Annotated in this window: 25 protein-coding genes; 11 read left to right on the plus strand and 14 right to left on the minus strand. The window is 47.4% G+C overall.

Going from position 1 to position 25,061, the window contains the following annotated elements:
* Positions 1-210: 210 nt before the first annotated feature.
* Entirely contained in the window at positions 211-1,839 is a 1,629-nt protein-coding gene (gene prfC, locus AC5JLB_RS20230) for a peptide chain release factor 3 (protein WP_495875621.1), read from the plus strand.
* Positions 1,840-2,084: 245 nt separating this feature from the next.
* Complete coding sequence (locus AC5JLB_RS20235) at positions 2,085-3,329, plus strand: hypothetical protein (RefSeq protein WP_495875622.1); 1,245 nt, start codon at positions 2,085-2,087, stop codon at positions 3,327-3,329.
* On the opposite strand, the gene aroF is transcribed toward AC5JLB_RS20235, so the two are convergent.
* Positions 3,326-4,381, minus strand: a complete 1,056-nt coding sequence (aroF, locus tag AC5JLB_RS20240) for a 3-deoxy-7-phosphoheptulonate synthase (RefSeq protein ID WP_495875623.1) — start codon at positions 4,379-4,381, stop codon at positions 3,326-3,328. The genes AC5JLB_RS20235 and aroF overlap by 4 nt on opposite strands.
* 557 nt (positions 4,382-4,938) lie before the next feature.
* On the opposite strand from aroF, the gene AC5JLB_RS20245 reads away from it, so the two are divergent.
* Positions 4,939-6,000: a glycosyltransferase gene (locus AC5JLB_RS20245; protein ID WP_495875624.1), complete on the plus strand. Its 1,062-nt coding sequence runs from the start codon at positions 4,939-4,941 to the stop codon at positions 5,998-6,000.
* A gap of 140 nt (positions 6,001-6,140) precedes the next feature.
* On the opposite strand, the gene AC5JLB_RS20250 is transcribed toward AC5JLB_RS20245, so the two are convergent.
* The 11 genes from AC5JLB_RS20250 to AC5JLB_RS20300 all read right to left on the minus strand — a co-directional run bounded on the left by AC5JLB_RS20250 (position 6,141) and on the right by AC5JLB_RS20300 (position 16,873).
* On the minus strand, positions 6,141-7,328 hold the full coding sequence (locus tag AC5JLB_RS20250) for a hypothetical protein (RefSeq protein ID WP_495875625.1): 1,188 nt from the start codon (positions 7,326-7,328) through the stop codon (positions 6,141-6,143).
* A gap of 48 nt (positions 7,329-7,376) precedes the next feature.
* Positions 7,377-7,922 (minus strand): dTDP-4-dehydrorhamnose 3,5-epimerase, encoded by a 546-nt coding sequence (gene rfbC, locus AC5JLB_RS20255; protein ID WP_495875626.1) that lies wholly within the window; start codon positions 7,920-7,922, stop codon positions 7,377-7,379.
* A 6-nt stretch (positions 7,923-7,928) separates the two neighbouring features.
* Positions 7,929-8,870: a glucose-1-phosphate thymidylyltransferase RfbA gene (gene rfbA, locus AC5JLB_RS20260; RefSeq protein ID WP_495875627.1), complete on the minus strand. Its 942-nt coding sequence runs from the start codon at positions 8,868-8,870 to the stop codon at positions 7,929-7,931.
* Positions 8,871-8,897: 27 nt separating this feature from the next.
* Entirely contained in the window at positions 8,898-9,992 is a 1,095-nt protein-coding gene (rfbB, locus tag AC5JLB_RS20265; protein WP_495875628.1) for a dTDP-glucose 4,6-dehydratase, read from the minus strand.
* A gap of 238 nt (positions 9,993-10,230) precedes the next feature.
* Positions 10,231-11,298 carry a glycosyltransferase gene (locus tag AC5JLB_RS20270; RefSeq protein ID WP_495875629.1) on the minus strand — a complete coding sequence of 356 codons (1,068 nt, stop codon included), beginning with the start codon at positions 11,296-11,298 and terminating at the stop codon, positions 10,231-10,233.
* 575 nt (positions 11,299-11,873) lie between these two features.
* On the minus strand, positions 11,874-12,398 hold the full coding sequence (locus tag AC5JLB_RS20275) for a PAM68 family protein (protein ID WP_495875630.1): 525 nt from the start codon (positions 12,396-12,398) through the stop codon (positions 11,874-11,876).
* A gap of 10 nt (positions 12,399-12,408) precedes the next feature.
* Entirely contained in the window at positions 12,409-12,732 is a 324-nt protein-coding gene (gene rpsO, locus AC5JLB_RS20280; RefSeq protein ID WP_495875631.1) for a 30S ribosomal protein S15, read from the minus strand.
* Between the two features lie 54 nt (positions 12,733-12,786).
* Complete coding sequence (locus AC5JLB_RS20285) at positions 12,787-13,491, minus strand: hypothetical protein (RefSeq protein ID WP_495875632.1); 705 nt, start codon at positions 13,489-13,491, stop codon at positions 12,787-12,789.
* Positions 13,492-13,513: 22 nt separating this feature from the next.
* Positions 13,514-15,175 (minus strand): alpha-amylase family glycosyl hydrolase, encoded by a 1,662-nt coding sequence (locus AC5JLB_RS20290; protein WP_495875633.1) that lies wholly within the window; start codon positions 15,173-15,175, stop codon positions 13,514-13,516.
* A gap of 210 nt (positions 15,176-15,385) precedes the next feature.
* The gene (locus AC5JLB_RS20295) at positions 15,386-16,195 is read right to left on the minus strand and encodes a 4'-phosphopantetheinyl transferase family protein (RefSeq protein WP_495875634.1); all 810 of its coding nucleotides are present in this window, start codon (positions 16,193-16,195) and stop codon (positions 15,386-15,388) included.
* On the minus strand, positions 16,196-16,873 hold the full coding sequence (locus AC5JLB_RS20300; RefSeq protein WP_495875635.1) for a DUF2834 domain-containing protein: 678 nt from the start codon (positions 16,871-16,873) through the stop codon (positions 16,196-16,198).
* Positions 16,874-16,941: 68 nt separating this feature from the next.
* On the opposite strand from AC5JLB_RS20300, the gene cutA reads away from it, so the two are divergent.
* On the plus strand, positions 16,942-17,271 hold the full coding sequence (cutA, locus tag AC5JLB_RS20305) for a divalent-cation tolerance protein CutA (RefSeq protein ID WP_495875636.1): 330 nt from the start codon (positions 16,942-16,944) through the stop codon (positions 17,269-17,271).
* Entirely contained in the window at positions 17,268-17,756 is a 489-nt protein-coding gene (locus AC5JLB_RS20310) for a GNAT family N-acetyltransferase (protein WP_495875637.1), read from the plus strand. Before cutA ends, AC5JLB_RS20310 begins: the two co-directional genes overlap by 4 nt.
* A 13-nt stretch (positions 17,757-17,769) precedes the next feature.
* Here the strand turns inward: AC5JLB_RS20310 and AC5JLB_RS20315 are convergent, their stop codons facing one another.
* Positions 17,770-19,266, minus strand: coding sequence for a TM0106 family RecB-like putative nuclease (locus AC5JLB_RS20315; RefSeq protein WP_495875638.1), 1,497 nt, complete (start codon positions 19,264-19,266; stop codon positions 17,770-17,772).
* 123 nt (positions 19,267-19,389) lie between these two features.
* Here AC5JLB_RS20315 and AC5JLB_RS20320 point away from each other — a divergent pair, with 123 nt between their 5' ends.
* The 6 genes from AC5JLB_RS20320 (at position 19,390) to AC5JLB_RS20345 (ending at position 24,489) form a co-directional block, all read left to right on the plus strand.
* Complete coding sequence (locus tag AC5JLB_RS20320; protein WP_495875639.1) at positions 19,390-20,577, plus strand: aminotransferase class V-fold PLP-dependent enzyme; 1,188 nt, start codon at positions 19,390-19,392, stop codon at positions 20,575-20,577.
* Between the two features lie 109 nt (positions 20,578-20,686).
* On the plus strand, positions 20,687-21,769 hold the full coding sequence (locus AC5JLB_RS20325) for a glycosyl transferase (protein ID WP_495875640.1): 1,083 nt from the start codon (positions 20,687-20,689) through the stop codon (positions 21,767-21,769).
* 391 nt (positions 21,770-22,160) lie between these two features.
* Positions 22,161-22,646, plus strand: coding sequence for an allophycocyanin subunit alpha (apcA, locus tag AC5JLB_RS20330; RefSeq protein ID WP_162424136.1), 486 nt, complete (start codon positions 22,161-22,163; stop codon positions 22,644-22,646).
* Between the two features lie 68 nt (positions 22,647-22,714).
* Positions 22,715-23,200, plus strand: coding sequence for an allophycocyanin subunit beta (gene apcB / locus AC5JLB_RS20335; protein ID WP_495691722.1), 486 nt, complete (start codon positions 22,715-22,717; stop codon positions 23,198-23,200).
* Positions 23,201-23,565: 365 nt separating this feature from the next.
* Complete coding sequence (locus AC5JLB_RS20340) at positions 23,566-23,769, plus strand: rod-capping linker protein CpcD domain-containing protein (protein WP_495875641.1); 204 nt, start codon at positions 23,566-23,568, stop codon at positions 23,767-23,769.
* Between the two features lie 309 nt (positions 23,770-24,078).
* Entirely contained in the window at positions 24,079-24,489 is a 411-nt protein-coding gene (locus AC5JLB_RS20345; protein WP_495875642.1) for a YggT family protein, read from the plus strand.
* A gap of 195 nt (positions 24,490-24,684) precedes the next feature.
* Here AC5JLB_RS20345 and AC5JLB_RS20350 read toward each other — a convergent pair whose 3' ends face one another.
* Positions 24,685-25,014: a Dethiobiotin synthetase gene (locus AC5JLB_RS20350; RefSeq protein WP_495875643.1), complete on the minus strand. Its 330-nt coding sequence runs from the start codon at positions 25,012-25,014 to the stop codon at positions 24,685-24,687.
* Between the last annotated feature and the right edge of the window lie 47 nt (positions 25,015-25,061).

Here is a 25,061-nt window from a genome sequence, read left to right on the forward strand (position 1 = left end):
TACTCATGGCTCTCAAGGTGCTGGATCTATCTATTCACAGCGTATACCGGGAGAGTTTTTTACTGACTATCGGACTTTTAAAACAACCTCTGAGACTACAGAGGACGGACATCTCTACTCCTATTTTCTTCTCCCAAGCGGTGTTTCTCGCTATTCTTAAAGTATTGTCAAGTCTTTCCGTTCCCCGAATTTATCCATCGGAGTCCAAGCATGTCTAGTGAACTTCAGGCTGAATTGCAGACGGCGGTAGAGCAGCGACGCAACTTTGCGATTATCTCTCACCCTGACGCCGGAAAAACAACGCTGACCGAAAAACTGTTGCTGTATGGAGGTGCAATCCATGAAGCAGGGTCGGTGAAAGCTAGACGCGCTCAGAGGCACGCGACCTCAGACTGGATGGCAATGGAGCAACAGCGCGGTATTTCTATCACATCCACCGTGCTGCAATTCGTTTACCGTGCCTGCCAAATTAACTTACTCGATACGCCAGGTCACCAAGATTTTAGTGAAGATACCTATCGAACCCTGGCGGCAGCCGACAACGCGGTGATGCTGATCGATGCCGCGAAAGGATTAGAGCCACAGACTCGGAAGTTGTTTGAAGTGTGTCGGATGCGATCGCTGCCCATCTTCACCTTTGTCAACAAGCTCGATCGTCCGGGTCGCAGTCCGCTAGAGTTGATGGATGAGATTGAGAAAGAGCTGGGAATGCAGACCTATGCTGTGAATTATCCCATTGGTATGGGCGATCGCTTTAAAGGGGTATTCGATCGAGTGACCCGCAAGATTCACCTATTCGAGCGCAGCGAACACGGAAGGCGAGAAGCGGTGAACACAGTGATTGATTTGGGCGATCCAAATATCGAGAATTTGTTGGAGCAAGATTTGTACTATCAGTTCAAAGATGAATTGGAGATGATCGAAGAGTTAGGCTCAGAACTTGATTTAGAAGCCGTTCATGCTGGAGAGATGACGCCGATCTTCTTTGGTAGTGCGATGACGAATTTTGGGGTCGAGCTATTTCTCAATTCATTTCTGGAACACGCGCTCAAGCCTGGAGTTCACGAAAGTACGCAAGGCGAAATCTCGCCGACCTATCCAGAATTCTCAGGATTTGTGTTTAAGCTTCAGGCAAACATGGATCCGAAGCACCGCGATCGCGTCGCCTTTGTCCGCGTCTGTTCTGGCAAGTTTGAGAAAGATATGACCGTGAGCCACGCTCGCAGTGGAAAAACCGTTCGGTTGTCTCGTCCTCAAAAGCTCTTTGCTCAAGACCGTGAAGTGATCGAAGAAGCGTATCCCGGTGATGTGATTGGTCTAAATAATCCTGGTGTGTTTGCGATCGGAGACACCATTTATAGCGGTCAGAAATTAGAGTATGAAGGTATTCCCTGTTTCTCGCCAGAAATGTTTGCGTTTCTCCGAAATCCTAACCCGTCTAAGTTTAAGCAGTTCCGAAAAGGCGTTTCTGAACTGCGAGAAGAAGGGGCAGTGCAGATTATGTACTCTGCGGACGAAGCGAAACGTGATCCCATTTTGGCAGCCGTGGGGCAACTCCAGTTTGAGGTTGTGCAGTTCCGTTTACAAAATGAGTACGGCGTCGAAACGCTGTTAGACCATCTGCCGTACACTGTGGCACGCTGGGTCGATGGCGGTTGGGATGCGCTGCACAAAGTTGGGCGGGTGTTCAATACGCTGGTGGTGAAAGATAGCTGGGAGCGTCCTGTATTGCTTTTCCGCAACGAGTGGAATTGTCAACAGCTTGAAGGCGATCATCCAGAATTAAAGCTCAATAAGACCGCGCCTGTGGTTTCTGGAAGAGAACCAATGGCAATTTGATCGTCAAGATTCAGATGCTTTAGGAGCGAAAAATTTAGCCCTTGGGATCTCGCGTCATGAGATCTCAAGGGCTTTTAGGTTTAATGCCAGGAACATGTTTGGCAAGGCGAAAAATTGGTGAATACTACATCATCAATCCTTTCTATAGCGAAAGGGGAGCAATTGTAGGGAAACTCTAGGTTCTTCCGGAAGCTTTACTTAAAGTAGTGAATTATACACGAAATATATCTGCTTACGGAACTTCTATGTTGTCCTCACCGAGCAACCCTTTTGAACTAGACAACGCCATTTTCTCCGAAATTGCGCTAGGCGCTAATCGCGTTTCAAATGGTTGTTTAACTCATCACTTAAATAAGGCACTCAGTGTTGCTCCAGAAGGTATGGCAGAAGTAGATACCGAAAAGGCATTTCAACTTGTCGATCGCATCCTCCCTTTTGAGGCGTGTCTCTATCACCAGATATTGCCGCTGTCTCTAGAAGCAGGATGCTTGTATCTGGGAATGGTCACTTTAGAAGACGCGATCGCATTGGATTACGTCCGTCGGCTTGTAGGCTTTATGAACTATACGTTGGCTCCTCAACGTATCTCATCAGAAGCCCATTATGCTGCTCTATCAGCTTATTTAAACTACAGTCAAGCTCAAAGAAAAGCACCTGCTGAACCTTCGTCTATTCCAACAGGCTCTCAAATCACAGTTGACGAAACGGTCGCTGAAAAAGCAGCTCTCGATTTTTATTCCAAAGACACTTTTCATTCCAAAGACACTTATATCTTAGAAAGTCCAGATGAATTGGAGCCCGAAGAAGAACATTACACTTCATCGTCTGAGCCGATTTCTCAACGCGATCAACTTTCAATGCCTGGAAGCGCACTTCCCGTTTTAGAAGTCAGTACTAACCATCTAAATAGCTCCGATGAGACTTTGACGCAACTGCCCCCAAATCAGCTACTGCAAGAACTCCTCGGACGCATTTTCATGGATGGAATTGGTCGGCTCTACTTGGAGCGTCAAGCGGCTAGTGGCCGAGTGTTGTGGAGCCAGAATGGTGTTTTGCAATCTGTGATCAACGAGCTTCCTTTGCCTGTGTTTCAAGGTTTGCTAAACGAATTGAAGCGCTTGACTCACCTACCGCTGAGTCCCCTTCAAACTGCACAACAGGTTGAGATTGAGCGGCTCTGCCAAAATAATAGAGTGCTGCTGCGGCTCCGAATGATGCCTAATATTCATGGAGAGGAAGCGACCTTACAGATTTTACGAGGGGCAGCGCTAAAGTTTTATCAGAAGCAGCAGTTAACCAATCTGAGCCGAGATGCGTTGGGTATCGCTAAGGAATTGCAGAGAAAATTGGGAGAGATCCGCGATCGCCGCACTCAAGCCAGCCAACCTCTCTCCGTCGACTCTTCAACCGTAATGCCTACCTTGGGTCAGGTCTTACAGATCGTCGAACAGCAACTTGTCAATCTACAAGACCTAGATCAGGAGGCTTAAACGATCGCAGGTTGCTTTGTCCAGCGTCCCAAGGGTGTTCCAATAACGGCAAGTTCCTGCATGAGTTGATCAAACCGATCGGGTGTTAGAGATTGAGGTCCATCAGACAAAGCTTTTTTCGGGTCCGGATGAACTTCAATCATCAGCGAATCGGTTCCTGCCGCGATCGCAGCCATTGCCATCGACGGAACATATTCTGCTCGTCCTGTGCCATGGCTTGGATCGACCATGATCGGCAGATGCGTGAGCGATCGGAGCACCGGAATGGCAGACAAATCTAAAGTGTTGCGAGCAAACTGTCGGTCAAAGGTCCGAATGCCACGCTCACACAGAATCACATTAGAGTTTCCAGCTGCCAAAATGTATTCGGCTGCCATCAGCCAGTCTTCGATCGTCGCTGCCATTCCACGTTTCAGCAACACTGGTTTATCTTGAGCGCCAACTTTTTTGAGCAGCGAGAAATTTTGCATATTGCGCGCCCCAATTTGGAGCACATCGGCAACGTCTGCGATCGCGTCTAAATCCGCAGCGTCCATCACTTCAGTAATGATGCCTAATCCTGTCGCACTGCGAGCCGCTGCCAGCAGTCCTAACGCACTCTCGCCATGTCCTTGAAACGCATAGGGAGAGGTGCGAGGCTTGAATGCACCGCCACGTAGAAACTGCGCTCCAGCGGCTTTAACTCGCTCTGCAGTTTCGATGATCATGTCTTCGTTTTCAACTGAGCAAGGACCTGCCACAACCACGATCGGATGATGCTCACCAAAGTAAACCGTTTTATCAGGAGTCAAAACAGCGACCTCGCTCGCTTCTCCATGTCGGTACGTTCGACTGACTCGCTTAAAAGGTTGCTCAACGCGCAATACTTGCTCAATCCACGAGCTAACTTCCTGAATTTGCAACGGATCGAGCGAAACTGTCTCACCAACTAAACCAATCACAACTTTGTGCTGACCGACAATTTTTTCGGGTGTCAGCCCCCAGCTTACAAATTCTTCAGTAAGCCGCGAGATCTCAGCTTCTGGGGAGCCAACTTTCATTACGACGATCATGGTGGAGTTCCTGTTGGGTTATAAAATGGGCATCCGTCTAGGCAGAGGTGAAGAGAATCTGCGTAGAGGGCGTCCACTCATCCTAAAACAGATATTTAGAAACGGCTTTTGAATCGTCTAATCTTGTAGGGCAACCTTGTAAAAGATTGGTTGCTCCATGAGAACCTTGAGCTTTATGAGTAAGAATGCCAGCGAAACAGCCCAATTTGCAAGAATTCAGGCTGAGCAGAGCAAGTGCTTGCTCACGTCTACTGAATCGCTATTGATTATTTTTCAGGTAAACGCTTTGTTAAGACAACGTGAACTGTAGCAGTTCTCGTAACATCCTCTAAAGAACTGATATATAACCTGGATATATAGTGCCTAAAGTGGTTTGTATTTCAAGCTGTAATCGGTAGCTTAAATGCTGTTTATCAATCAACTCTCTGCGTCCCTCTGGTTTAAGTGCAGTCAATTGTGTTTTGAGATACAGCATTCTACCTTGCTCTGGTTGCACAAGGGTTTTTAGTTACGGACAACGGTTACTTCAATTCTTTAACAAATTGTGGAGTAGATTGATGCATTGGACTATTGCTGCACCTTTTATCGAGCGGCAAAATTTTGGGTCTGGAAACTGGTTAGAGCCTTATGTGCCTGGTTCGCGGCACCAATTCACACCGATTCCCCGTGAGAAACCACAAGAGAACTGGCACACTCGCAAATCCAAGTTCACGGGCATTGGTGAGTGGATGAATCACTGGCAGCAAGGTTGGGACGCCGTTCAAACCACTCAGGGCGGAGTGATTACAGTTTTTCCTCAATTGGCAGCGGTGGTTGGAATGCAGCAGCAGCTTTGTTTTCGCCGCCGCATTCCTGTAGTTGCCTGGTTGTTTAATGTGGGCACTTGTCACAAAGGGCTACGCCAACAGATTAGCAGAGTTAGCCTGCAGCATGTCGATCGCTTTATTGTTCATACGCAACGCGAGCGTCACATTTACAGTGAATGGCTTGATCTACCCCTCGAACGGTTTGAGTTTGTGCCCTACCAAGTTCCTAATATTCCCGTGACCTACAAAGAAGAGACCCAGCAGCCTTTTATTACGGCGCTTGGCTCCGCTCACAGGGATTTTCCGACATTTTTTGGGGCAATTGAAAAGCTTAACTTACCTACTGTCGTTGTTGCTGGCAAACGTGCATTAGAAGGCTTAACGATTCCATCGCAGGTAGAACCACGTTCTGGAATATCAGCAACTGAATGCTTCAAGCTAGCGCAGCAAGCCCGGATTAACGTAGTGCCGTTGACTCCAGATAAGAAAGTTACAGCTGCAGGACAAGTCACGATTGTAGAAGCCATGCGGATGGGATGCGCTTTAATTGCTACGCGCTGCAATGGTGTAGAAGACTACATCATTGATGGTGAAACCGGACTGCTTGTAGAACCCTTTTCCAGAGAAAGTATGCTGCAAGCGATCGACAAGCTCTGGAACGATGAAGCGCTAAGGCATCGTATTGGTGCAAATGCAAAGCGATATGCTGATATGAATTTCTCTGACGAGGCAGCAGGAGCAGCACTTGGACGAGTGTTAGATAGCATTGAAGATGCTCAAACAACCTGTAAATCTTCCTCTGTGTTCATCTAAGGAGTTGTACGAAATTATACACAAAAATAATGTCTACAGCTCCTAACCCACTCTGGGACGCTGTAGACATTATTTTGTCCATCTACTTACTTGATTGCAGTAGGGAAGATCTCCTCCCTACTGCAATTAGATGAACGCTGCTATGAAGCTATTAAAGAAGGCTGTTTCTCTTCTACATTTCTCGCAGAACAGCTCTCCCTGATTTTGAACCAAGCGTTTAATGCAAGACTGTCTTGAAGCTCTACATCATCAAAGCTAAGAATTTGCCCTGGTTCTACTGGCTTAGTGATTACAGCATTGCTCAATAAACCAATAGGAACATTATTCCAATGATCTTCTAGCTTTACTGCAATGCCTCTCACTTCAAAACTACCGATGCCTCGCTTAATCAAATCTCCCGGAGCCAACGATCGTTTTGCGACAGCCACAACTCCGGCTTGAGGATTGGTCGTGTTATTTAGAAGAACGTCACCCCCATTCACAATTCTCCTAATTGTTTTTGCAACCTCTAGGTGACAAAGATGGAAATTCTGCACCAACGTATAGTAGGGACCTTCTCCCATTTTTAGGTATCTCAAATAGTCTTTTTGGGACTCCTCGTGTTCTGCAACAATAAATACCCCGGCGGGTGACTTAGGAGAAAGAATGTAGTCACTGATGGGTTGACCTAAACGCTTTGCCGCATCTGCCAAAACACTGCCACCCGAACGGATATCTTCAGCAACGGTTCCCAACAAACCAGGTTGGCATATACCAGCGCCCAATCCATTGGCAACAAACGCTTGCTCAATTTGAACTTTAGTTCCATCAGTAAAGGAGGCAACTTGGTCAAGACTAATTCCTTGTTTTTGCGACCAATATTGCATGTCCTCAAGCGTTGGCATCAGATTGAGAAAGCCTTTGATGTTGCCATAGACAAGCGGCTTGAATCCCATTTGCACTGCATTTTCTCTAAGTGCTGCTAGGCATCCCGGCTGATCTCCTTCTGCCTCGGTAATTTTTCCTTTTCTAGCTAGGTACGATCCTGTTGTCACGTGTAGTTCAGAGTCCATCGTTACTACAGGAAGATGAGCATCCAGAACTTGAGCTAGAACATCCGTAGCATAAATAGCATCGCCAGAACATTCGACAACTAAATCACAATGAGCAATTAAGTCAGCAACAGAATCAGTGAGCAAGTTCTTTCTAGGAAAGTCATGACAATCATTCAGATTCCTTCGGGTTAGCACTTTAGTGACCTGGAGATCGGGTTGCGTCTCAAGGGCTAGCATGATTCCTTTGCCAATAAAACCTGTACCAATGATTCCAACATTACAGATAGGTTGCATCTTCTCTTTTCCCTTAAATAGTTGCGGACGAATACGCCAAGGAGGATATCAGTCAAACACCTCCGCTTCTTTGAGCCATTTGCCGGCCTGATCCTTAGCAGATAGTACGGGTTCACCCTTCAGTGGCCATGCGATCGCTAGGTCCGGATCGTCCCATCGCAGACTGCGCTCGTGAGCGGGAGCATAGAAATCTGTAGTTTTATACAGCACTTCCGCATAATCGGAAACGACAACAAATCCATGTGCAAACCCTGCTGGAACCCAAAGCTGCTGCTTAGTCTGAGCGCTCAATTTCACCCCAACCCATTGACCAAAAAATCGAGATTGTTTCCTCAAATCAACTGCGACATCAAAAATTTCACCGACCACCGCTCTCACGAGCTTGCCTTGGGGTTGTTGAATTTGATAGTGTAGCCCGCGCAGCACACTCTTTGCCGAGCGGGAATGATTGTCCTGCACAAAACGGTCGATGATTCCCGCTTTCTCTAGAAACGATCGTTCGTTGTAGCTTTCGTAGAAAAACCCTCGCTCATCGCCAAAGACTTGCGGTTCAAGAATCAGTACGTCTGGAATTTCTGTTGGAATAACGTTCATATGTCCTCAACTGTTAGCTAATTGGGGAACGAGGCGATTCATCATCACGCTATCTGATCTCAAGCGATTTGCCGGATCGTTTTCCATGGAGAGTACATTCATCAAATATTTGCCATAGGTACTTTTCGCCAAGGGTTGAGCGAGCCGATACAGCTGGTCTGCATCGATGTAGCCTTGAAGGTAAGCAATTTCTTCCACGCACGCCACCTTGAGTCCTTGCCGATGTTCCAGCATTTGGATGAAGCTTGAGGCTTGGTGTAAATCTTCGTAGGTTCCTGTATCGAGCCAAGCATACCCTCGACCCAACAATTCAACGTTAAGCTGACCCCGGTTTAAATACACGCGGTTTAAGTCTGTAATTTCTAGTTCACCGCGAGGTGAAGGGGTAAGCGTCGCTGCGATCGCCGCCGCCTGAGCATCATAAAAATAAATGCCTGGAACCGCGTAATTTGACTTAGGATGCACCGGCTTTTCTTCTAGACTGATGGCTTGACCCGCGGCATTGAACTCGACGACACCATAGTGCTGCGGTTCTGCGACTCGGTACCCAAACACTAACGCTCCGTCTTGAAGTTGAGCCGCACGAGTCAAAACGTCAACAAAGCCATGACCGTAAAACAGATTATCGCCCAGCACCAGACAGACCGGCTCATGACCAATGAAGTCTTGACCCAAAATAAATGCTTGCGCTAACCCTTCTGGCTTAGGTTGTTCGATATAGCTGAACTCTAATCCCCACTGGCTACCATCCCCTAAAAGCTGTTCAAACAAGGGACGATGAGCTGGGGTTGAGATGATTAAAATCTCTCGAATGCCCGCCAACATTAAAGTTGACAATGGGTAGTAAATCATCGGCTTGTCATAGACAAGCATCAGTTGTTTGCTCGTCACTTGAGTCAGGGGGTAGAGACGAGTGCCAGAACCGCCTGCCAGAATAATTCCTTTCATCGTTCGCTCCTCACTTAATTGGGTAATTTAATGTCGTGACTCAACCGGTGACTCAACCGAACGATCGCTGTAGTTCTGCTTCATCCAAGTTTGATAAGCTCCCGAACGAGCTTGCTCAACCCAGTTAGAGTTGTCGAGATACCATTGCACCGTTTTGAGCAATCCACTTTCAAAACTTTCATTGGGTTGCCAGCCTAAATCGCGCTGAATTTTGCTGCAATCGATTGCATAGCGGCGATCGTGACCCGGACGATCTTTGATAAAGGTGATGAGCGATGAATGCTTGAAGTTAGGTTTCGGAGCGAGTTCATCTAAAATCGAGCAAATCTGTTCCACTACGGTTAGATTCGTCAACTCATTGCGTCCACCAATGTTGTAAGTCTCACCTACACAACTGTGTTGCAAGACACGATGAATCGCATTGCAATGATCTTCCACATACAGCCAATCCCGCACATTCTGCCCATCTCCATAAATCGGTAATGGTTTTCCTTCTAGCGCATTAAGAATAATCAGAGGAATGAGTTTTTCGGGAAATTGCCGAGGTCCATAATTGTTTGAGCAATTAGTGGTAAGCGTCGGCAAGCCATAGGTGTGGTGATATGCCCTCACTAAATGATCTGATCCCGCTTTCGATGCAGCATAAGGACTGTTGGGTGCGTAGGGCGTATCTTCTCGGAAGGCTGGATCAGTCGGATTGAGCGACCCGTACACTTCATCCGTCGAAACATGCAGAAAGCGAAACTGTTCTTTCTGGTTTGCGGCAAGTTGCTCCCAATACACTCTGCTCGTTTCTAACAGATTGAATGTTCCAACCACATTCGTTTGGATGAAATCGTGAGGACTGACGATCGAGCGATCGACATGACTTTCAGCCGCAAAATTGAGAATGGCGGTGGGCTGATGAGTGTCGAGCAGTGTGCGAACTAAGTCACTATCTCCAATATCTCCCTGCACAAATTGATAGCCAGGATCGTCAGACAACGCGGCTAACGTTTGAGGATGACTTGCATAGGTAAGTTTGTCTAAATTGATGATGGTTGCCCAACCTTCTCGTCTCGCACTGAGAATAAAGTTAGAGCCAATAAATCCTGTGCCGCCTGTGACCAGATACGTTTGCATGAGAACTACCTAACCTTGACATTCATGACGTGATTCCCTTAACTTCGGCGCTATAAATGGTGAAATAATTACGGTGATTAGAACTTTGATGGTTTGCATCGCGACATGCTGGATCAGTTGTCGAATAGCTAAGGTTGCCTAATGTACCAGTCGTAACTGTTTCAACTGCAATGAGCCAAACATGTCTGCCGTGTCAAAAAATGATTTATGAATGGGAATGTTGCTTGTCCTAAGAAAACTACACAACACTGCTTTCCGCCTGGCGTAAAACCGCATCATAGTGGACGTTAATTCCTTCTTTGCGGAACATCTCAAGGCAGCCTTTAAGGGCCACTTCATGAGAACACTCTTCAGTGACAAACTTCACGCCGACTTCTTCGCAGTGCTGGCGACGAGCATCATCTCTAATCATGGTTCTAATGGCCTCGACCCAGCCTTGCACATCACCCGCTTCAACGCGGGGCGCATCGTACTCTGCGGGTAAATATTCTTCAACGGCGATCGAGCGGGTTGGAATGCAAGCTTTGCGGCAGAGCATTGCCCAAAACAGGGTCATCAATCCACACGATGTATCTTCAGCTTCTAGAGGCATCACCATAAACTGGCAATGCTTCACAATATTCATTGCGTCTGTCATTGGAATTTGATACAGCGCTTTGAGGTTAGGAGGAAGCTCAACGCCTGCAAAATTGTAAGGATAGGAAACGGTGATGAAATTAAGCTCTGGCATCTGAGCGATCGCTTGAACCAAGGTAGGATAGTCTCGACCATCTTTGCCAATCGCACAGATATACTTTCCAGGGTTATGAGGGGGATCATTTTCCATCTCGGTTTCTGAAGCCTTGATTGACCATCGGACAAACTCGAACCGATCAATCGGAATGCCGAAGTAGTCAGCATACTTCTGCCGCTCATAGTCCGAATAGACCACAAAACGCTGCACTCTCGAATATGCCCATTTCAGAACTCGAAGACGCAAACCTGTTGGTAATCCGTCAAAGTGAAAAGCGTAAGCGATTAGTGGCATCTTCGCCCCGTGTAGGCGCATTGCGATCGCAGCCCAAAATGCGTCACGCTGACATTGGGCTACCACAAGGTCAGACCCTTCTCGAACCGCTTGTTTGACACATCGAAAAACACCTGTAATTCGGGATAAGTTCGGTTTGGTTACAATACGTTCCAAGAGTGATTGGGGTATCGCATACTGAAACAGCCATCGAACCTGATTTTGGGTTTCTGGCTCGATCCAACGCCAATCTGAGCCGTGTAAGCTTGTGAACACTGAAATGGTATATTCTGTGACCATGAATCCCTGAAATAATTTCTGGAGAACCGGGTGGAGTATTCAGCGGTTACAGAGACTATCACATTACGCAAATTTAATTGACAAGCTAAAACCTTCAACTACTGAAAAGCTTGATGATTGTAAAGAGATAGCAAAGTCAATCTTTCCCCTTTTGCGACTCCGAGAAGAGTTCAGTAAGCTGAAAGTGGTGAATTCTGCTAACAAATTAATGGCGGACATTCATAGTAGAAATTGCTAGTCTCGTCGCTCTATAGTCCATTGAACTTAGTATTACTTGTTACACAAAAATATTTATTTGAGTTGGTTTCTGTGAAAATTGTCGTTTGCGATTCCTTCGGAGTTGCGCGGAGCGCTAATCGTGGAAGCAATGTAAAAAACTCAAGTATGGAAGGTTGTATGTTGTTATGAGCAATAGAACCTGATCCGAATAAGCGGGTGCGGCAAGCGATCAGAGATTACCCAAGTCAAAGCAATTTTGTAAAAACAATTGGGGCAGGATTTTGATGAGGTAATCCTGCCCCAGTGCTGCTTTTTAAATTTAACTATCTACTCCCTAGCTCGCAGGGCTGACCTATTCAATCTTGAGTCTTCTGCTTCCTTGCCGACTTCCAAGCGTCTGTTAACCGCCCGAAATTGGTTGAAAATTCTTCAAACCCTAGTAAGCTTCCGGGATGCTCTTCATCCCAAGAGGCGGAAAGAAGTCCGTAAGATAGACCGATGACTCCTAACCCAAAGAATCCTAGGCTAATCAGCAAAACGGCTGAATTTGGCAGCTTGAATAATCCCTTCGTTACAACAAAATAGCTCACAACAAAGGTGAGCATTCCAAGACTGGTTGGAACGCCGCAAAAGAACGCCATGCGCCCTGCCATTCTACGGCTGACCACATCAGGAATTTGCATTTCTTTGCGTTGACGGGCGGAGCGTTCTACTTTCTTTGCCTTTGCTGATGAAGCAGTTCTTGCGGGGTTGCGTGCTCTAATTGCAGGAGCTTTAGCGGGCTTAGCATCCTTTTTGCGAGTTGGCTCGAAGGGCAAGGGAGCCTTTGGAGCCTGACTTTGCCCGTCGCTGTTTGCAGATTCTTTGGGTTTAGAGGACATAAAAAATAGCCTAACCGCGAATACCGAGGCGACCGATGAGAGCGCGATACTTTGAAGGGTCTTCTTTCTGAACGTATGCCAATAGGCGCTTCCGACGACCGATTAGCTTCAGCAATCCGGCGCGGGAGGAGTGATCTTTCTTATTGGTTCTGAGGTGCAGGCTGAGTTTGTTGATGCGCTCGGTTAGCATTGCAACCTGGACATCGGCAGAACCTGTGTCGGTCTCGTGGACTTGGTAGTCGGAGATGATTTCTTGTTTGCGCTCTTGCAGCAGTGCCATTGGGATGAGTTGTCCTATCGTAGTAATGAATACGCCAGTTTCTAATGGTATCACAGGGGTTTGGGGAATGAGCAGGGGAATTGAAAAGAGAGGGAATGGGGAAAATGCTTAGCGATCGGGAAGGGAAGGACGGATGCAAAGGTAAACGAGGGGACCCGCGATCGGCACTAAAGCCACCGCCCAAAATAGACGAGCATCGCTCAAGCCCCGACGTTCCATATCATCTCCAAGTAATGTGGGAAATAAGAGTGCAAAGAGACAAAACGCTAAACTCATGCCGTGGATGAATTTGTTGGTTTGCCATTCGTAAAGAAATGCGCTCCAATCGCCAAAGAGCAGTGCGAAGAGGAAGAGTGCGATCGCGCTGATGCTGAGTTGAACGCCTGTCGATCGGGCATCACAGAAGCGCAACCAACTATCTTTTTGACCCGAAAAATTGGAGTTTGGTTCTCGCAAGGCTAAGTAGGGAATTAACCCGATAACGCCACTGCCGATAGAAAGCAGCATAAAAATCCAGGCTCGAATTCGTTGCATTCTGCCGTCTGCAAAGATCAGACAACTATAGATGAGCAGCCAAATGCCAATCATGCTGAACAGGGAGATGTGGACTGGGTTAATGAAGGGAATTTGCCCTGAAAGGAGCGTTTGCAGGGGTTGAAAGGTGTCTGGTTGAATCGGGGGCGCGAACTGGATCATGTAGACAATAAAGCTGGCCCACAAAATCCACAATCCGATTCGGCGCAGCCATGGATTGCGTGGAATGTCGAGGGAGCGGGAGGATTGAGTTTGAGTCGAGAAGGTTGATTGGGGCATGGGAGGAGTGTTTTATAGGGTGTTACGTTTGCAATAGAATCAATGCCGTGTGATTGGGAAGCGTAATGACAACCTTTTTATCTTTTGCGGTGATTTGCTCATCGCTGAGCCACTTCTGCCAAGTTCCGTTTGCTGGAAAATCAGGCAGTTCGTAGTGATTAAATGATTGGTCGGAGAAGTTGGCAACGACGACGACTCGTTCACCAGCATCATTCCAGCGCACGTAAGCCAAGATTGGGTGATCTGGGTGTTGATGGAAAAACTCGATGTTTTCGGTGCGAAGAGACGATTTCTCTTTGCGAAGTGCAATTAGCTGTTTGTAGAACGTTAATAGATTTTGATTGAACTTGTGGTCGAGGAGTGACCAATCAAGCGGATTGGGTTCGGTCGTCTGCTCGGCTTTGTGGGTCGGTTGAGCGAATTCATCGCCCATCCATAGCATGGGAATGCCAGGAGAGGTGAATTGTAAAATTGCAGCAAGTTTGACGCGATCGCTCGCTGCCTGATCAAAAATTCCTTGATCGCCTAATTCAACGATCATGTGTTCGCGATCGTGGGAGGCAAGATAATTAATCACGCTGGTGATATATGCGTAGCCTTGTGGTTGAGCCGCGATCGCGTCCTTAAATTCGTCTTGATCAACAGATTCCCCGAGCAGTGCATCTTTAAGAAAGTAGCGGAAGCTCTCGTGCCAGCAGCCATCAAACACGCCCTTGGGTTTACAAATATCGGCTGTGTCAGGAATGTGTTCGGCAATTTGATAGAACGGTTTGTGACTGACGGTCGATTCTATTTGATGAAATAGCCATTTAAAGAAGTCGTAGTTGTTTAATTGTCGAATGGCGTCGTAGCGAATGCCATCGATGTGATATTCATGAATCCAGAACTGAACAACATCTCGAATAAATTCCCAAGTCGGACGTATGTTGCGCGTTTCGTCGTAATTGTCGTAGTTGAATTCAGGCCCCCAATAGTTGGCATCGTCATCGGGGTAGTGGCGATCGTGGTAGTACCAGTAGTCGCGATCAATTTTTAGGAGCGGGCTGTGATCGTCGGTGTGGTTGTAGATTCCGTCCAGGAAAACGCGGATGTTGCGGGCGTGGCATTCGTCTACGAAGTGCTTCAGGTCTTCGGGTTTGCCGTAGCTACTTTCCAAGGCGAAGAAGTAGCGAACGGAGTAGCCCCATCGATAGTTTCCAGCGTATTCTGTGAGCGGCATGAGCGCGATCGCATTGATACCTAAGTCGCTCAAATAGTCTAGTTTTTTAACTGCTTGCTTAAATTTGTTTGGCGTTTCTAAATCGACTCCTTCGCCGCAAAAATCGGTGATATGCATTTCATAAATGATCAGTTCTTCATTAGAAGGAAGTGATGCATTGTCATGTTGCCAAACAAATGTGTCTAATATTCGGTTCCCTTCTTTGATGCGAACAATACCCGTTTCAGTTTGCAGATCCATTTCGGTCATATAGGGATCATTCAATTCAACCCACTGATCTTTTAGATTTGGGCTGTTAGATTGCACTCGAAATTTATACTGGTACTTGCCGTCTTCTAGGTCAATGTTGATTCGGAAATATCCATCCTCTCCTTTCTGCATTGCAATCTCTTGCCAATCGGAGAATGAACCAACTAATGCAACCTTCTGATTTCGAGGTGCAAACAATTTAAATTCGACTGCCATGTATATGGAAACTTAATAATGTAGATACTTTAGTATTCGATGGTGGTTTAAGGATCAGCATCACACTGATGAAGGATTGCTCTCATGAATCTGTCTATCGGATTCAATCGTCAGGGGGAGGCTAGAACGAAGTGGCAGCGGATTGGATAGCGGATGTAACAGATGTAGCAGATGATTTTGGGGTTGAGTTGCGCTGCCGAGTTAATATCTCTAACTGAAGCTAAACTGTTGAAGGTTCAAAGATTGTCCTGGTAACGTAGCAGTGGTTTTCTCTAAATTGCGCTTTGCGCTAATTGCGCCTACAAACTCTCCGAAGTCCAATTCCTGAAGATGCCAATCCTGAATCTGTTGGTTGGCTGGCAATCGTTTGAGTTGAGCCGCTTGAGCCATTGGCAAGGCAATTTCTAATTCGCCAAGTTTTCCAAGTCCATCGCCTGTTGCTTTCAAGTAAGATTCCTTGCACGTCCAATAGCGGAAAAACAATCGGGCTTGAGCGTCAGGATCTGCACTGCAAATTGCGGCATGTTCGCTCGGTAAGAAGAAGCGACGAGTGAGAGATTCTAGGCTGTCAACGGGTCGAATTTGTTCAACATCGATTCCGACAATGCGATCGCGGCTAAATGCATACAGTGCGAAGTCCTGCGAGTGCGCCACATTAAATTGGATCGACTGACAATCGAGTTGGATCGACTGACAATCGAGTTGTGATGGCTGCAAGTCGAGTTGCGATCGCTGAACACTCAATAGCATTGGTTTGCCATGTAGTGCGTAGCCGAACGTTAACGCCTCCGGCGAACAACTAAGGTAACGGGACAGGAGCGATCGCAGAATGCCCCGCCCCACAATGAAGCGATCGCGATGCACCTCAAATTTGAATCGCCTTGCCCTCTGTCGTTCATCGGCTGAAAGCGTTTGTGCGAATACCTTTACCTGAGCGGGCGGAACGTCTAATCGGGCTTGCCAAATGTGAACGTCATTTGGCTCTAGCGTGAGTCCATCCGGGGGTGCTTGCCAGTCCATTCACGCGACAACCTTTGTCTCAAGTGACTGAGCGCGAGGCTGCTCGATCGTAGGAGGGCGCAGCGTTAAATAAATGAGAGTGCCGAGCAGCGGAACCAATGTCACCGCCCAAAAGATCTTCGGATTTTTAATTCCCCGTCGGGCCATGTCATCTTTTAGCAGCACTGGAAACAACAGAACCAAGGTACAGAAGTCTAGACTCATAACATTGATAAACCGACTCGTGCGCCACTGCGCCGCAAAATCAGTCCAGTTGCCTTGACTAATGCCGTAGAAGAGCAGCCCGATCGCCGCGATCGCAACAAATGCTCCAGTAATGCGTGAATCTAAAATTCTCAGAAACCAGTTCTTTTCACCCTGAAACGTCGGATTCGGTTGGCGAAAAATCAAATAAGGGAGCAGTGCAAAGGCTCCAACACCAAATGAAACGCTCGTGAACAGCCATGCCGGAATCTTTTGTCCTCGTCCGTCCAGAAACGTCAGGCAACTGTAAGCCATTGGCAGCACACCCATGATATTGAACAACGCCACAATCAATGGATTAATGCCCTCAATCTTCCCGGTAGACATATTTTTGATCAGATCGAACGTATCGGGCTGATTCGGTGGTGCCAGGAAGAACGCATAGCCCACAAATCCAACCCACACTAAAGTCAGGACAATTTTTCTAGTCATCATAACGATCGCATTCGTCGCGCTCAGCTTTGTACACTACAGAAGAACGTTAGGTTTTATTGTAATTGCCCATGTCAGACCAAACCGGACACTATGGAGTAATTTTGGTAACGGCTCCGTCTCAGCAAGAAGCAGAGATGATTGCTGAAACCCTAATTGGAGCAAAACTTGCCGCATGTGCAACGATTCTTCCTGTTCAGTCGGTTTACACATGGCAAGGAGAAGTCCACAACGATCAAGAGTGGCAGCTACTGATTAAATCGGAATTGAGTCGCTTCGAGGAACTAGAAACCAAAATTAGGCAAATTCATCCCTATGAAGTGCCAGAGATTATTGCAGTGCCAATTGTGGCTGGCTCGCAACCCTATCTAACGTGGATTTCTCAACAGGTCAGCCCATGAGAACCATTCGAGATGCTACCGAAGCCGATTTACCTGCGATCGTCTCGATTTACAACAGCACTATTCCTAGCCGCATCGTCACCGCCGATGTCGAGCCGATCACCGTTGAAAGTCGCCTCGCGTGGCTGCACAATCGGTCGTGTCAGCGTCCCTTGTGGGTGATGCAAATGGATGAGCAGATTGCAGGTTGGCTCAGCGTTGGCTCGTTTTATGGCAGACCCGCCTATGCAGAAACAGTGGAATTGAGCGTTTACGTTGCCGATTGCTATCGGCGTCAGGGCATTGGCAAAGCTTTATTGGAGCATGCGATCGCACTCAGTCCAACTCTACAGATCACAACACTACTCGGCTTTATCTTTGCTGAAAATGTGCCGAGTGTAATGCTGTTCAAGCAGTTTGGCTTTCAGCAATGGGGTTACTTGCCCACTGTCGCTCGGTTTGATGAGGAGAAACGAAATTTAGTGATTCTCGGCAAAACACTTTAGCGAACGAATCGACTCACGCTGCGCCTTCTTCCGCTATTCTTTGAAGCGTCGAGGCTCCCATCGCACTTTCTAGAAAGGCCGTCAGCCATTCTTTAACGACATATGTTGCGCGGCAGTCATCTTCGTTGTACGTCAGAATCGAATCTAAATACTTGCGATCGCGCGTTTCCAACCACTGAGCATACCAATAGATCGATTGCGCTCCATTGGCCGTCGAATCGCGCCAATCAAACCCAATCCAACGAGCAATATGCTTGAGCGCATAGCTCTCGACTGGAAGCGTCACCGTTTGAGTCACGCGATCGTGCAAATCCACAAATCGGCTCAGCAACGGTCGAATCAATTCATCTGGTGTCTCATACAGTTTGCCAAGCCGCTCAACCGTCTGCGTCTCGTAGGGGCAAAAATGAAAAATGGGCGCATCAGGATACGCCCACACTAAATCTAAAAATTGTTGCCACACTATCGGTTCTTGGTCTGGAGCTTCGGCAAGCAGGGGATGAAACGTTTGAGTTTGTTTTATTCGGTCAACCACTAATATGCCGTGGAGGTAAGCGAGATTTAGTCCTGGCTCAGCTTCAATGTCAAAGTAAAGTTCTATTGGAGCCGTTGGGATCGATTGAGCGTAAAAGTGACCAGAACCATAGGCTAAACTTTCGTCCAGCAGCGCTGAATTGTAGAGCGTCGATCGGGCTTGCCTCACCAGGTTATGAGCCGTTTCGCGCCCAAATCCTGCCAGGGGTTCTAACAGCGTGGGTGATGTGTGAGCTAAGGCTTCAACAGTGGTCAGATTCAGCGCTTGGAGTTGCGCGTAGCGGGTTTGAGTCACCCCTGGCAGCAATGAGAGATGATGATTGGACTTAGCGATCGCATAACAATGACTATACCAATGACATAAACTACAGCGGCTGCGAGAGATGAATACTTCTGGCTCTTGCGCTTGCCTCAGAGCGGCAAGACAGCCATCCACAATTTCCTGCATTCGGGGAACTGCTTCCCACAGATCGACCTCAAACAGTCCTCGTCCTCGCAGTTGCAGCCATGCCGTTTCACACCACTCTTGCTGAACGGCGGCCAACACCATCACATGATACGCCGCAATAATTTGATATTCCTGCTTCGGTCGTTTGCTCAGCTTCACATCCGTTGGCACATAGAGCCAATCGCCAAACACGGAATATCCTGGCTGTTTGATCAGCAAGTCAGGAATGCTAACGAGTGTAATTCCTTCATTTTCTGTTGTAAGAACGCCTTGCGAAATGCACTCAACCCCTTCTTGCATCAACTTCAGCGTTGCTTGCGCTCCGGCCATCCAATCTCCGCTCGCATACCTCGGTCGCCGATAAGCTTGGCTCTCTAGCACTTGGCGTCGATGCGCGGTACTGTCTTGAATTAATTTTGCTAGATAATCATTTGGAGGGTCTTTGTGCTGAGCATCTCCAAACGTATCGAGGAACGCTCGACGGCTGCATCGTTGATAGTTCAGTAGGAGGTCAGCAGTTAAGAACATGCCTATAAACTAACAGAAATTAGCTAAAACAGACGAAGAATTGAAGCGAGATGCGTGAAGACGATTAATTATTAATCGCTAACAACTTAGTATTGATTTGTTTAGTTTAAAGCACAACCTCGAATGACAAGTGTTTCTTCAGCAACAACTGAGATAGAACTCCTGCGATCGCGCTTTCCCTATTTAGGAGAAAAGGCGTATTTTAACTACGGCGGTCAAGGCCCGATGCCAAGAAGCGCGATCGCAGCCACCATCGACGCTCAAGATTATATTCAAAAGGCAGGGCCGTTTTCAGGGGCAGTGAACGGCTGGTTGAGCCAAGAGGCGAGTCAAACGAGAAGCGCGATCGCGCAAGAACTGGGCACCACTCCAGACACCATTACGTTGACAGAAGATGTATCTGTCGGGTGCAATATTGCGCTGTGGGGCATCGACTGGCAACCAGGCGATCAGATTTTGATGACCGATTGCGAGCATCAAGGCATCATTGCCGCTGTTCGCGAACTTCAGCGCCGATTTGAGCTAGACGTTTCAATTTGTCCGTTGCTAAACACGTTGAATTCAGACAATTCGGTCTCAACCATTCAACAGCATTTAACGCCCAAAACTCGGTTAGTCGTTCTCAGCCACATCCTATGGAATACGGGACAAGTTCTACCCTTGGCTGACATCGTCAAGGTGTGTCATGAATTTTCTGCCGATCAGCCGATTCGAGTGTTAGTCGATGCGGCTCAATCGGTCGGCGTTTTGCCGTTAAATTTAACTCAATTAGAAGCAGATTTTTATGCGTTCACTGGGCATAAGTGGTGGTGCGGCCCGCCAGGAGTCGGTGGGTTGTATGTGCGTCCCGAAGTGCAACTGAATCCGACATTCATCGGTTGGCGCAGCGTGATTACCAATGCAACAGGCGATCCAGTATCGTATCAACCTGACGGGCGTCGCTATGAAATTGCCACCTCTGCGGTTCCCTTGTATGCCGGGCTACGTAGCGCGATCTCGCTACATTCCCAATTTGCCACTGCTGAAGAACGGTATCGATTGCTCTGCGATCGTAGCGCCTATCTTTGGCAGCGGCTAACCGATCTTCCCAACGTCACTTGCCTCAAAACCTCTCCTCCTGAAGCAGGTCTAATCTCCTTTCAAATTGATAGTGGAAAACACCAATCTTTCGTGCAATTTTTAGAAGAAAAAGATTGCTTTGTTCGCACAATTCTCAATCCAAACTGCATTCGCGCCTGCGTTCACTATTTCACGACCGAATCTGAAATGGATACCCTAGCTAACCTCATTTCATCCCAAATCAATCATTAAATGCAACAAGAATACCGTACAGACGTTTCGGCGAAACGTCTCTTCACGATTTCGCACCCTCTATCAACCGCCTCAAACTAATCTCATCCCTCATCCCTCATCCCTTTCCATGCCCCAACCCATTCTCTATCTCGCCATCACAAACCACGGTTTCGGTCATGCAACTCGTGCCGCCGCGATCGCCGCTGAAATCCAACGACTGGCCCCGGAAATTGTCCTCATTCTGGCAACCACTGCCCCTCGCTCGGTTCTCGAAGCCTACCTTCCCGGCGACTTCATTCATCGTCCTCGCGGGTTTGATGTTGGCGTGGTGCAAAGCGATAGTCTCACGATGGACAAAGCCGCTACGCTGACCCGGTTAAAACAAATTCGAGACCAACAGCGATCGCTGATTGCGTCTGAGGTCACGTTTCTTAAACAAAACCGCGTTGGTCTTGTACTAGGCGACATTCCGCCCTTAGCAGCTCCGATAGCCAAAACAGCAGGCGTCCCAGGATGGATGATGGGCAACTTTGGCTGGGACTTCATCTACCGCGATTGGGGCGGCGAATTTGTTGAAATGTCAGATTGGATTGGCGAGTGTTTTAGTCAGTGCGATCGCTTGTTCAGAATGCCCTTCCACGAAGCGATGAGCGCTTTTCCCTGTGTTGAAGACGTTGGTTTAACCGGGGTGAATCCGCGCGTGGATGCAGCTGAACTAAAATTCAAATTTGGGTTAGAAGACACGCCGAAAGAAAACATTGTGCTGATGACGTTTGGCGGATTAGGACTCGATCGCATTCCCTACGAAAATGTTCAGCACTTTCCTGATTGGACGTTTATCTGTTTCGATTTGTCGGCTCCAGACTTTGCCAATTTAATCAAAATCGACGATCGCTTTTACCGTCCGATCGATTTCATGCCCTTGTCGGGTCGGCTCATCTCCAAGCCTGGCTACAGCACCTTCTCGGAAGCCTGCCGCTTTGATGTACCAATCATCAGCCTTACTCGTGAAGGATTTGCCGAAGCCCCAATTTTGCTAGAAGGCATCCAAAATTTCGCTGCTCACCAAATCATCACGCCCGATGACTTCTTCAAAGGAAATTGGAATTTTCTAACTCGACCGATGAACCCGCCTCGTCAATCAGCGCCGCTTGCCAAGGATGGAAACTCTACGATCGCTCAAGCAGTAGTAGATTATTTTGAAATCTAGAGCAGGTTTTAAGACCGGCTGGCTATTGAATTGCTTTATAAGCTCAACCAGCCCAAAACCATATCGAATTCAGCTCTGCAACAACCTCTCTACAAAGAAAGATACCCCTCTACCCCAATGCTGAGGAAAATCATTAAAAAATGTTGCGAAACGACCAGGAAGGTGAACAAAATGCCGCAGAATGATTGCGGAAGGTAGTTAAGTTGAAACGCTTACATAGCCAAGATCACCAGGAAGGGGTGTCAGGCAATATGTTAAGTATTTCCGGACCAAAACCTGTTGACTGGATTCTCAGGAAATAGGGGTGGCTCTCAGTAAATAGACTTAACCAGCCATTTGGGGAACTCCCGTTTAAACACAGTCGGTTACATTCTTTCGGAGGAATCCATCAATGAGTATTGTCACGAAGTCAATCGTGAACGCTGACGCTGAGGCTCGCTATCTCAGCCCCGGTGAATTGGATCGGATCAAAGGCTTTGTCACCACTGGTGAAAGACGCCTACGCATCGCTCAGACATTGACCGACTCTCGCGAGCGCATCGTTAAGCAAGCTGGCGACCAACTGTTCCAAAAGCGCCCCGATGTGGTTTCCCCTGGTGGTAACGCTTATGGCGAAGAAATGACCGCAACCTGCTTGCGTGACCTCGACTACTACCTGCGTCTGGTCACCTACGGAGTTGTTTCCGGCGATGTAACCCCGATCGAAGAAATCGGTATCGTAGGCGTCAAGGAAATGTACAACTCCTTGGGAACCCCGATTCCTGCTGTTGCAGAAGGCGTTCGCGCAATGAAGAACGTTGCCGCTTCTCTCTTGTCTGGTGAAGACGCGTCTGAAGCTGGTGCTTACTTTGACTATGTAATCGGTGCAATGCAGTAATTGGCCTGTGCCACTGCTGTTAACCGGATTCTTTTGATCACTATTACGCGACTTACGGGAATTTAGACATGCAAGACGCAATTACTTCTGTAATCAACACTTCTGACGTTCAGGGTAAGTACCTGGATTCTTCCGCTCTCGAAAAGCTCAAGGGCTACTTTGCAACTGGCGAACTGCGCGTTCGTGCAGCTACCAGCATTAGCGCTAATGCTGCTGCGATCGTCAAAGAAGCAGTTGCGAAGTCCTTGTTGTACTCGGACATCACTCGTCCCGGTGGCAACATGTACACCACCCGTCGCTATGCAGCTTGCATCCGCGACCTCGACTACTACCTCCGCTACTCCACCTATGCAATGTTGGCGGGCGATCCTTCCATTCTCGATGAGCGCGTTCTCAACGGCTTGAAGGAAACCTACAACTCCTTGGGTGTACCCATTGCAGCTACTGTTCAGTCGATCCAAGCAATGAAAGAAGTGACTTCTGGCTTGGTTGGTGCTGACGCTGGTAAGGAAATGGGCGTTTACTTCGACTATATCTGCTCAGGCTTGAGCTAATGAAGGCTATTTGCAGTTAGCAATTAGCGTTCTCTAAGGGTTTGGAAGTCCGGAGTGAATGTTAAATCGTCAAAGGCTGATTGACCTAAGTTGTAAGATTTTTAGTTTTAGCGATTTAAAGTTGACTCTCGACTTCCAACCTTTTAAACAAGAATTTGGTTTAACCAAACAAACAATTGTGTAATTGTTTTGAGATTTGTTAAGTCACTCTCAGCAGTGTGATCTCGGCAATTATTTTTCAGAATTTTCTAATTTTCATCTATTGGGTAGTTGAGTGGTGTTCATCCCTCAACCTTCCCTTCAAAGTGTTGCCGTAAAGCACCCCTCATCCCCGTTTTAGCCTACTTCAGGAGAGAAGAAGATCCATGAGAATGTTCAAGGTTACTGCCTGCGTTCCTAGCCAGACCCGCATCCGCACCCAGCGGGAATTGCAGAATACGTTTTTCACCAAATTGGTTCCTTACGAAAACTGGTTTAGAGAGCAGCAGCGAATTCAGAAAATGGGCGGCAAGATCGTCAAGGTTGAATTAGCAACGGGTAGACCTGGAGCAAATACAGGTCTTGCATAGCTTGTGAAGATAGGCTAATCAAGCCATTTAATTTTGCTAACTCTGAGCATTGGCGGGAGGTCGTGATTGACCTCCTTTTTTGCGTTTAGAATTTTTTGCGTTTAGGTACTACGAAGTAATCTTCAAAGTATTCTCCCTTTAGCGATCGCTCTACCTTTCGACAGAGCAGCATATCTTTTCCTCCCTCTGTGGGTCAATTGGCAAAGCAATCCTTTTTCGGATATCCGTAGAACATGTATTAAAAAGTCTCATCCCTGCATTAAATACAGAGATGCTTTCTATCTAAATTATTAAAGTGGAGAACGATCTATGAGCCGCGACCCCTATGACCCAGACAACCTTGCTCGTCAGCGAGGGCTTCAGCGTGAAGAAGAAGCGTTTCGGCTGCGGCAGGAAGAGCGTCGGTTAGAATTGGCTCGACGAAACTCCTCCTTAATTTGGATTATCAACGGCGTTTGTTTACTAGTCGGACTGCTAGAGATTCTGCTTGGACTGCGCTTTTTGCTGCGCGTGACTGGGGCAAATAGCGGAAACTCCTTTGCCCAGGTAATCTATGATCTTTCTGCTCCGTTTGTTGCGCCATTCTCGACCTTGTTTGTTAGCCCAACATCCGGCGATGCCGCTAATATTTTTGATGTCAACGTCTTGATTGCAATGGTGGTGTATGCAATCTTGGGTTGGATTGTAGTGGCGCTAATTCGATTTGTGCAGGGCCGATGATGAGAGGTGTAGCGATACTCTAGCTAAAACAGCTTGCACTTCTCTATCTATTGAATTTCTTGTACCTGCCATTAATGCAGATTTAAGTGCAGGCTAATGGCTTCATTTAGAAGACCGCTCTGATCGCGATCGCTTAAAGTTGCGATCAGAGCGATTCTCTCACTTCAACTTGGAATGTGGTCTTGGCTCGTGGCATTAAACTCCAGAGAAAATCGCTTTAACGGCGATCGCAATTCGTTCGAGATCTTCATTTAACAATGGCGGACAGTCTAAACTTCTGCGCAGTCCAGCATCAAATAAGCGTCTACCTTCATTAGAGAGGAGAAACAAGGCATTCGCAAGGTTGCGATCGATATGGGTTTGTCCCTTCAATCCCTCAGCCACCACCTTTAACGCCAGCAGTATCGAAGTCACCTGACCAGGAACGGGGGGCTTGTCCTGACGCAACCGAGCCAGAAACGTATCAGCGTTTAGATTATCGTCGCTTTGATTGGTCAGTAAGCGACACGCGGTTTCATAATCCACGATCAAACAATCTTGGGAATGTTAACTGAATCACTGTAACGTGAATC

This window comes from Myxacorys chilensis, assembly GCF_059505265.1.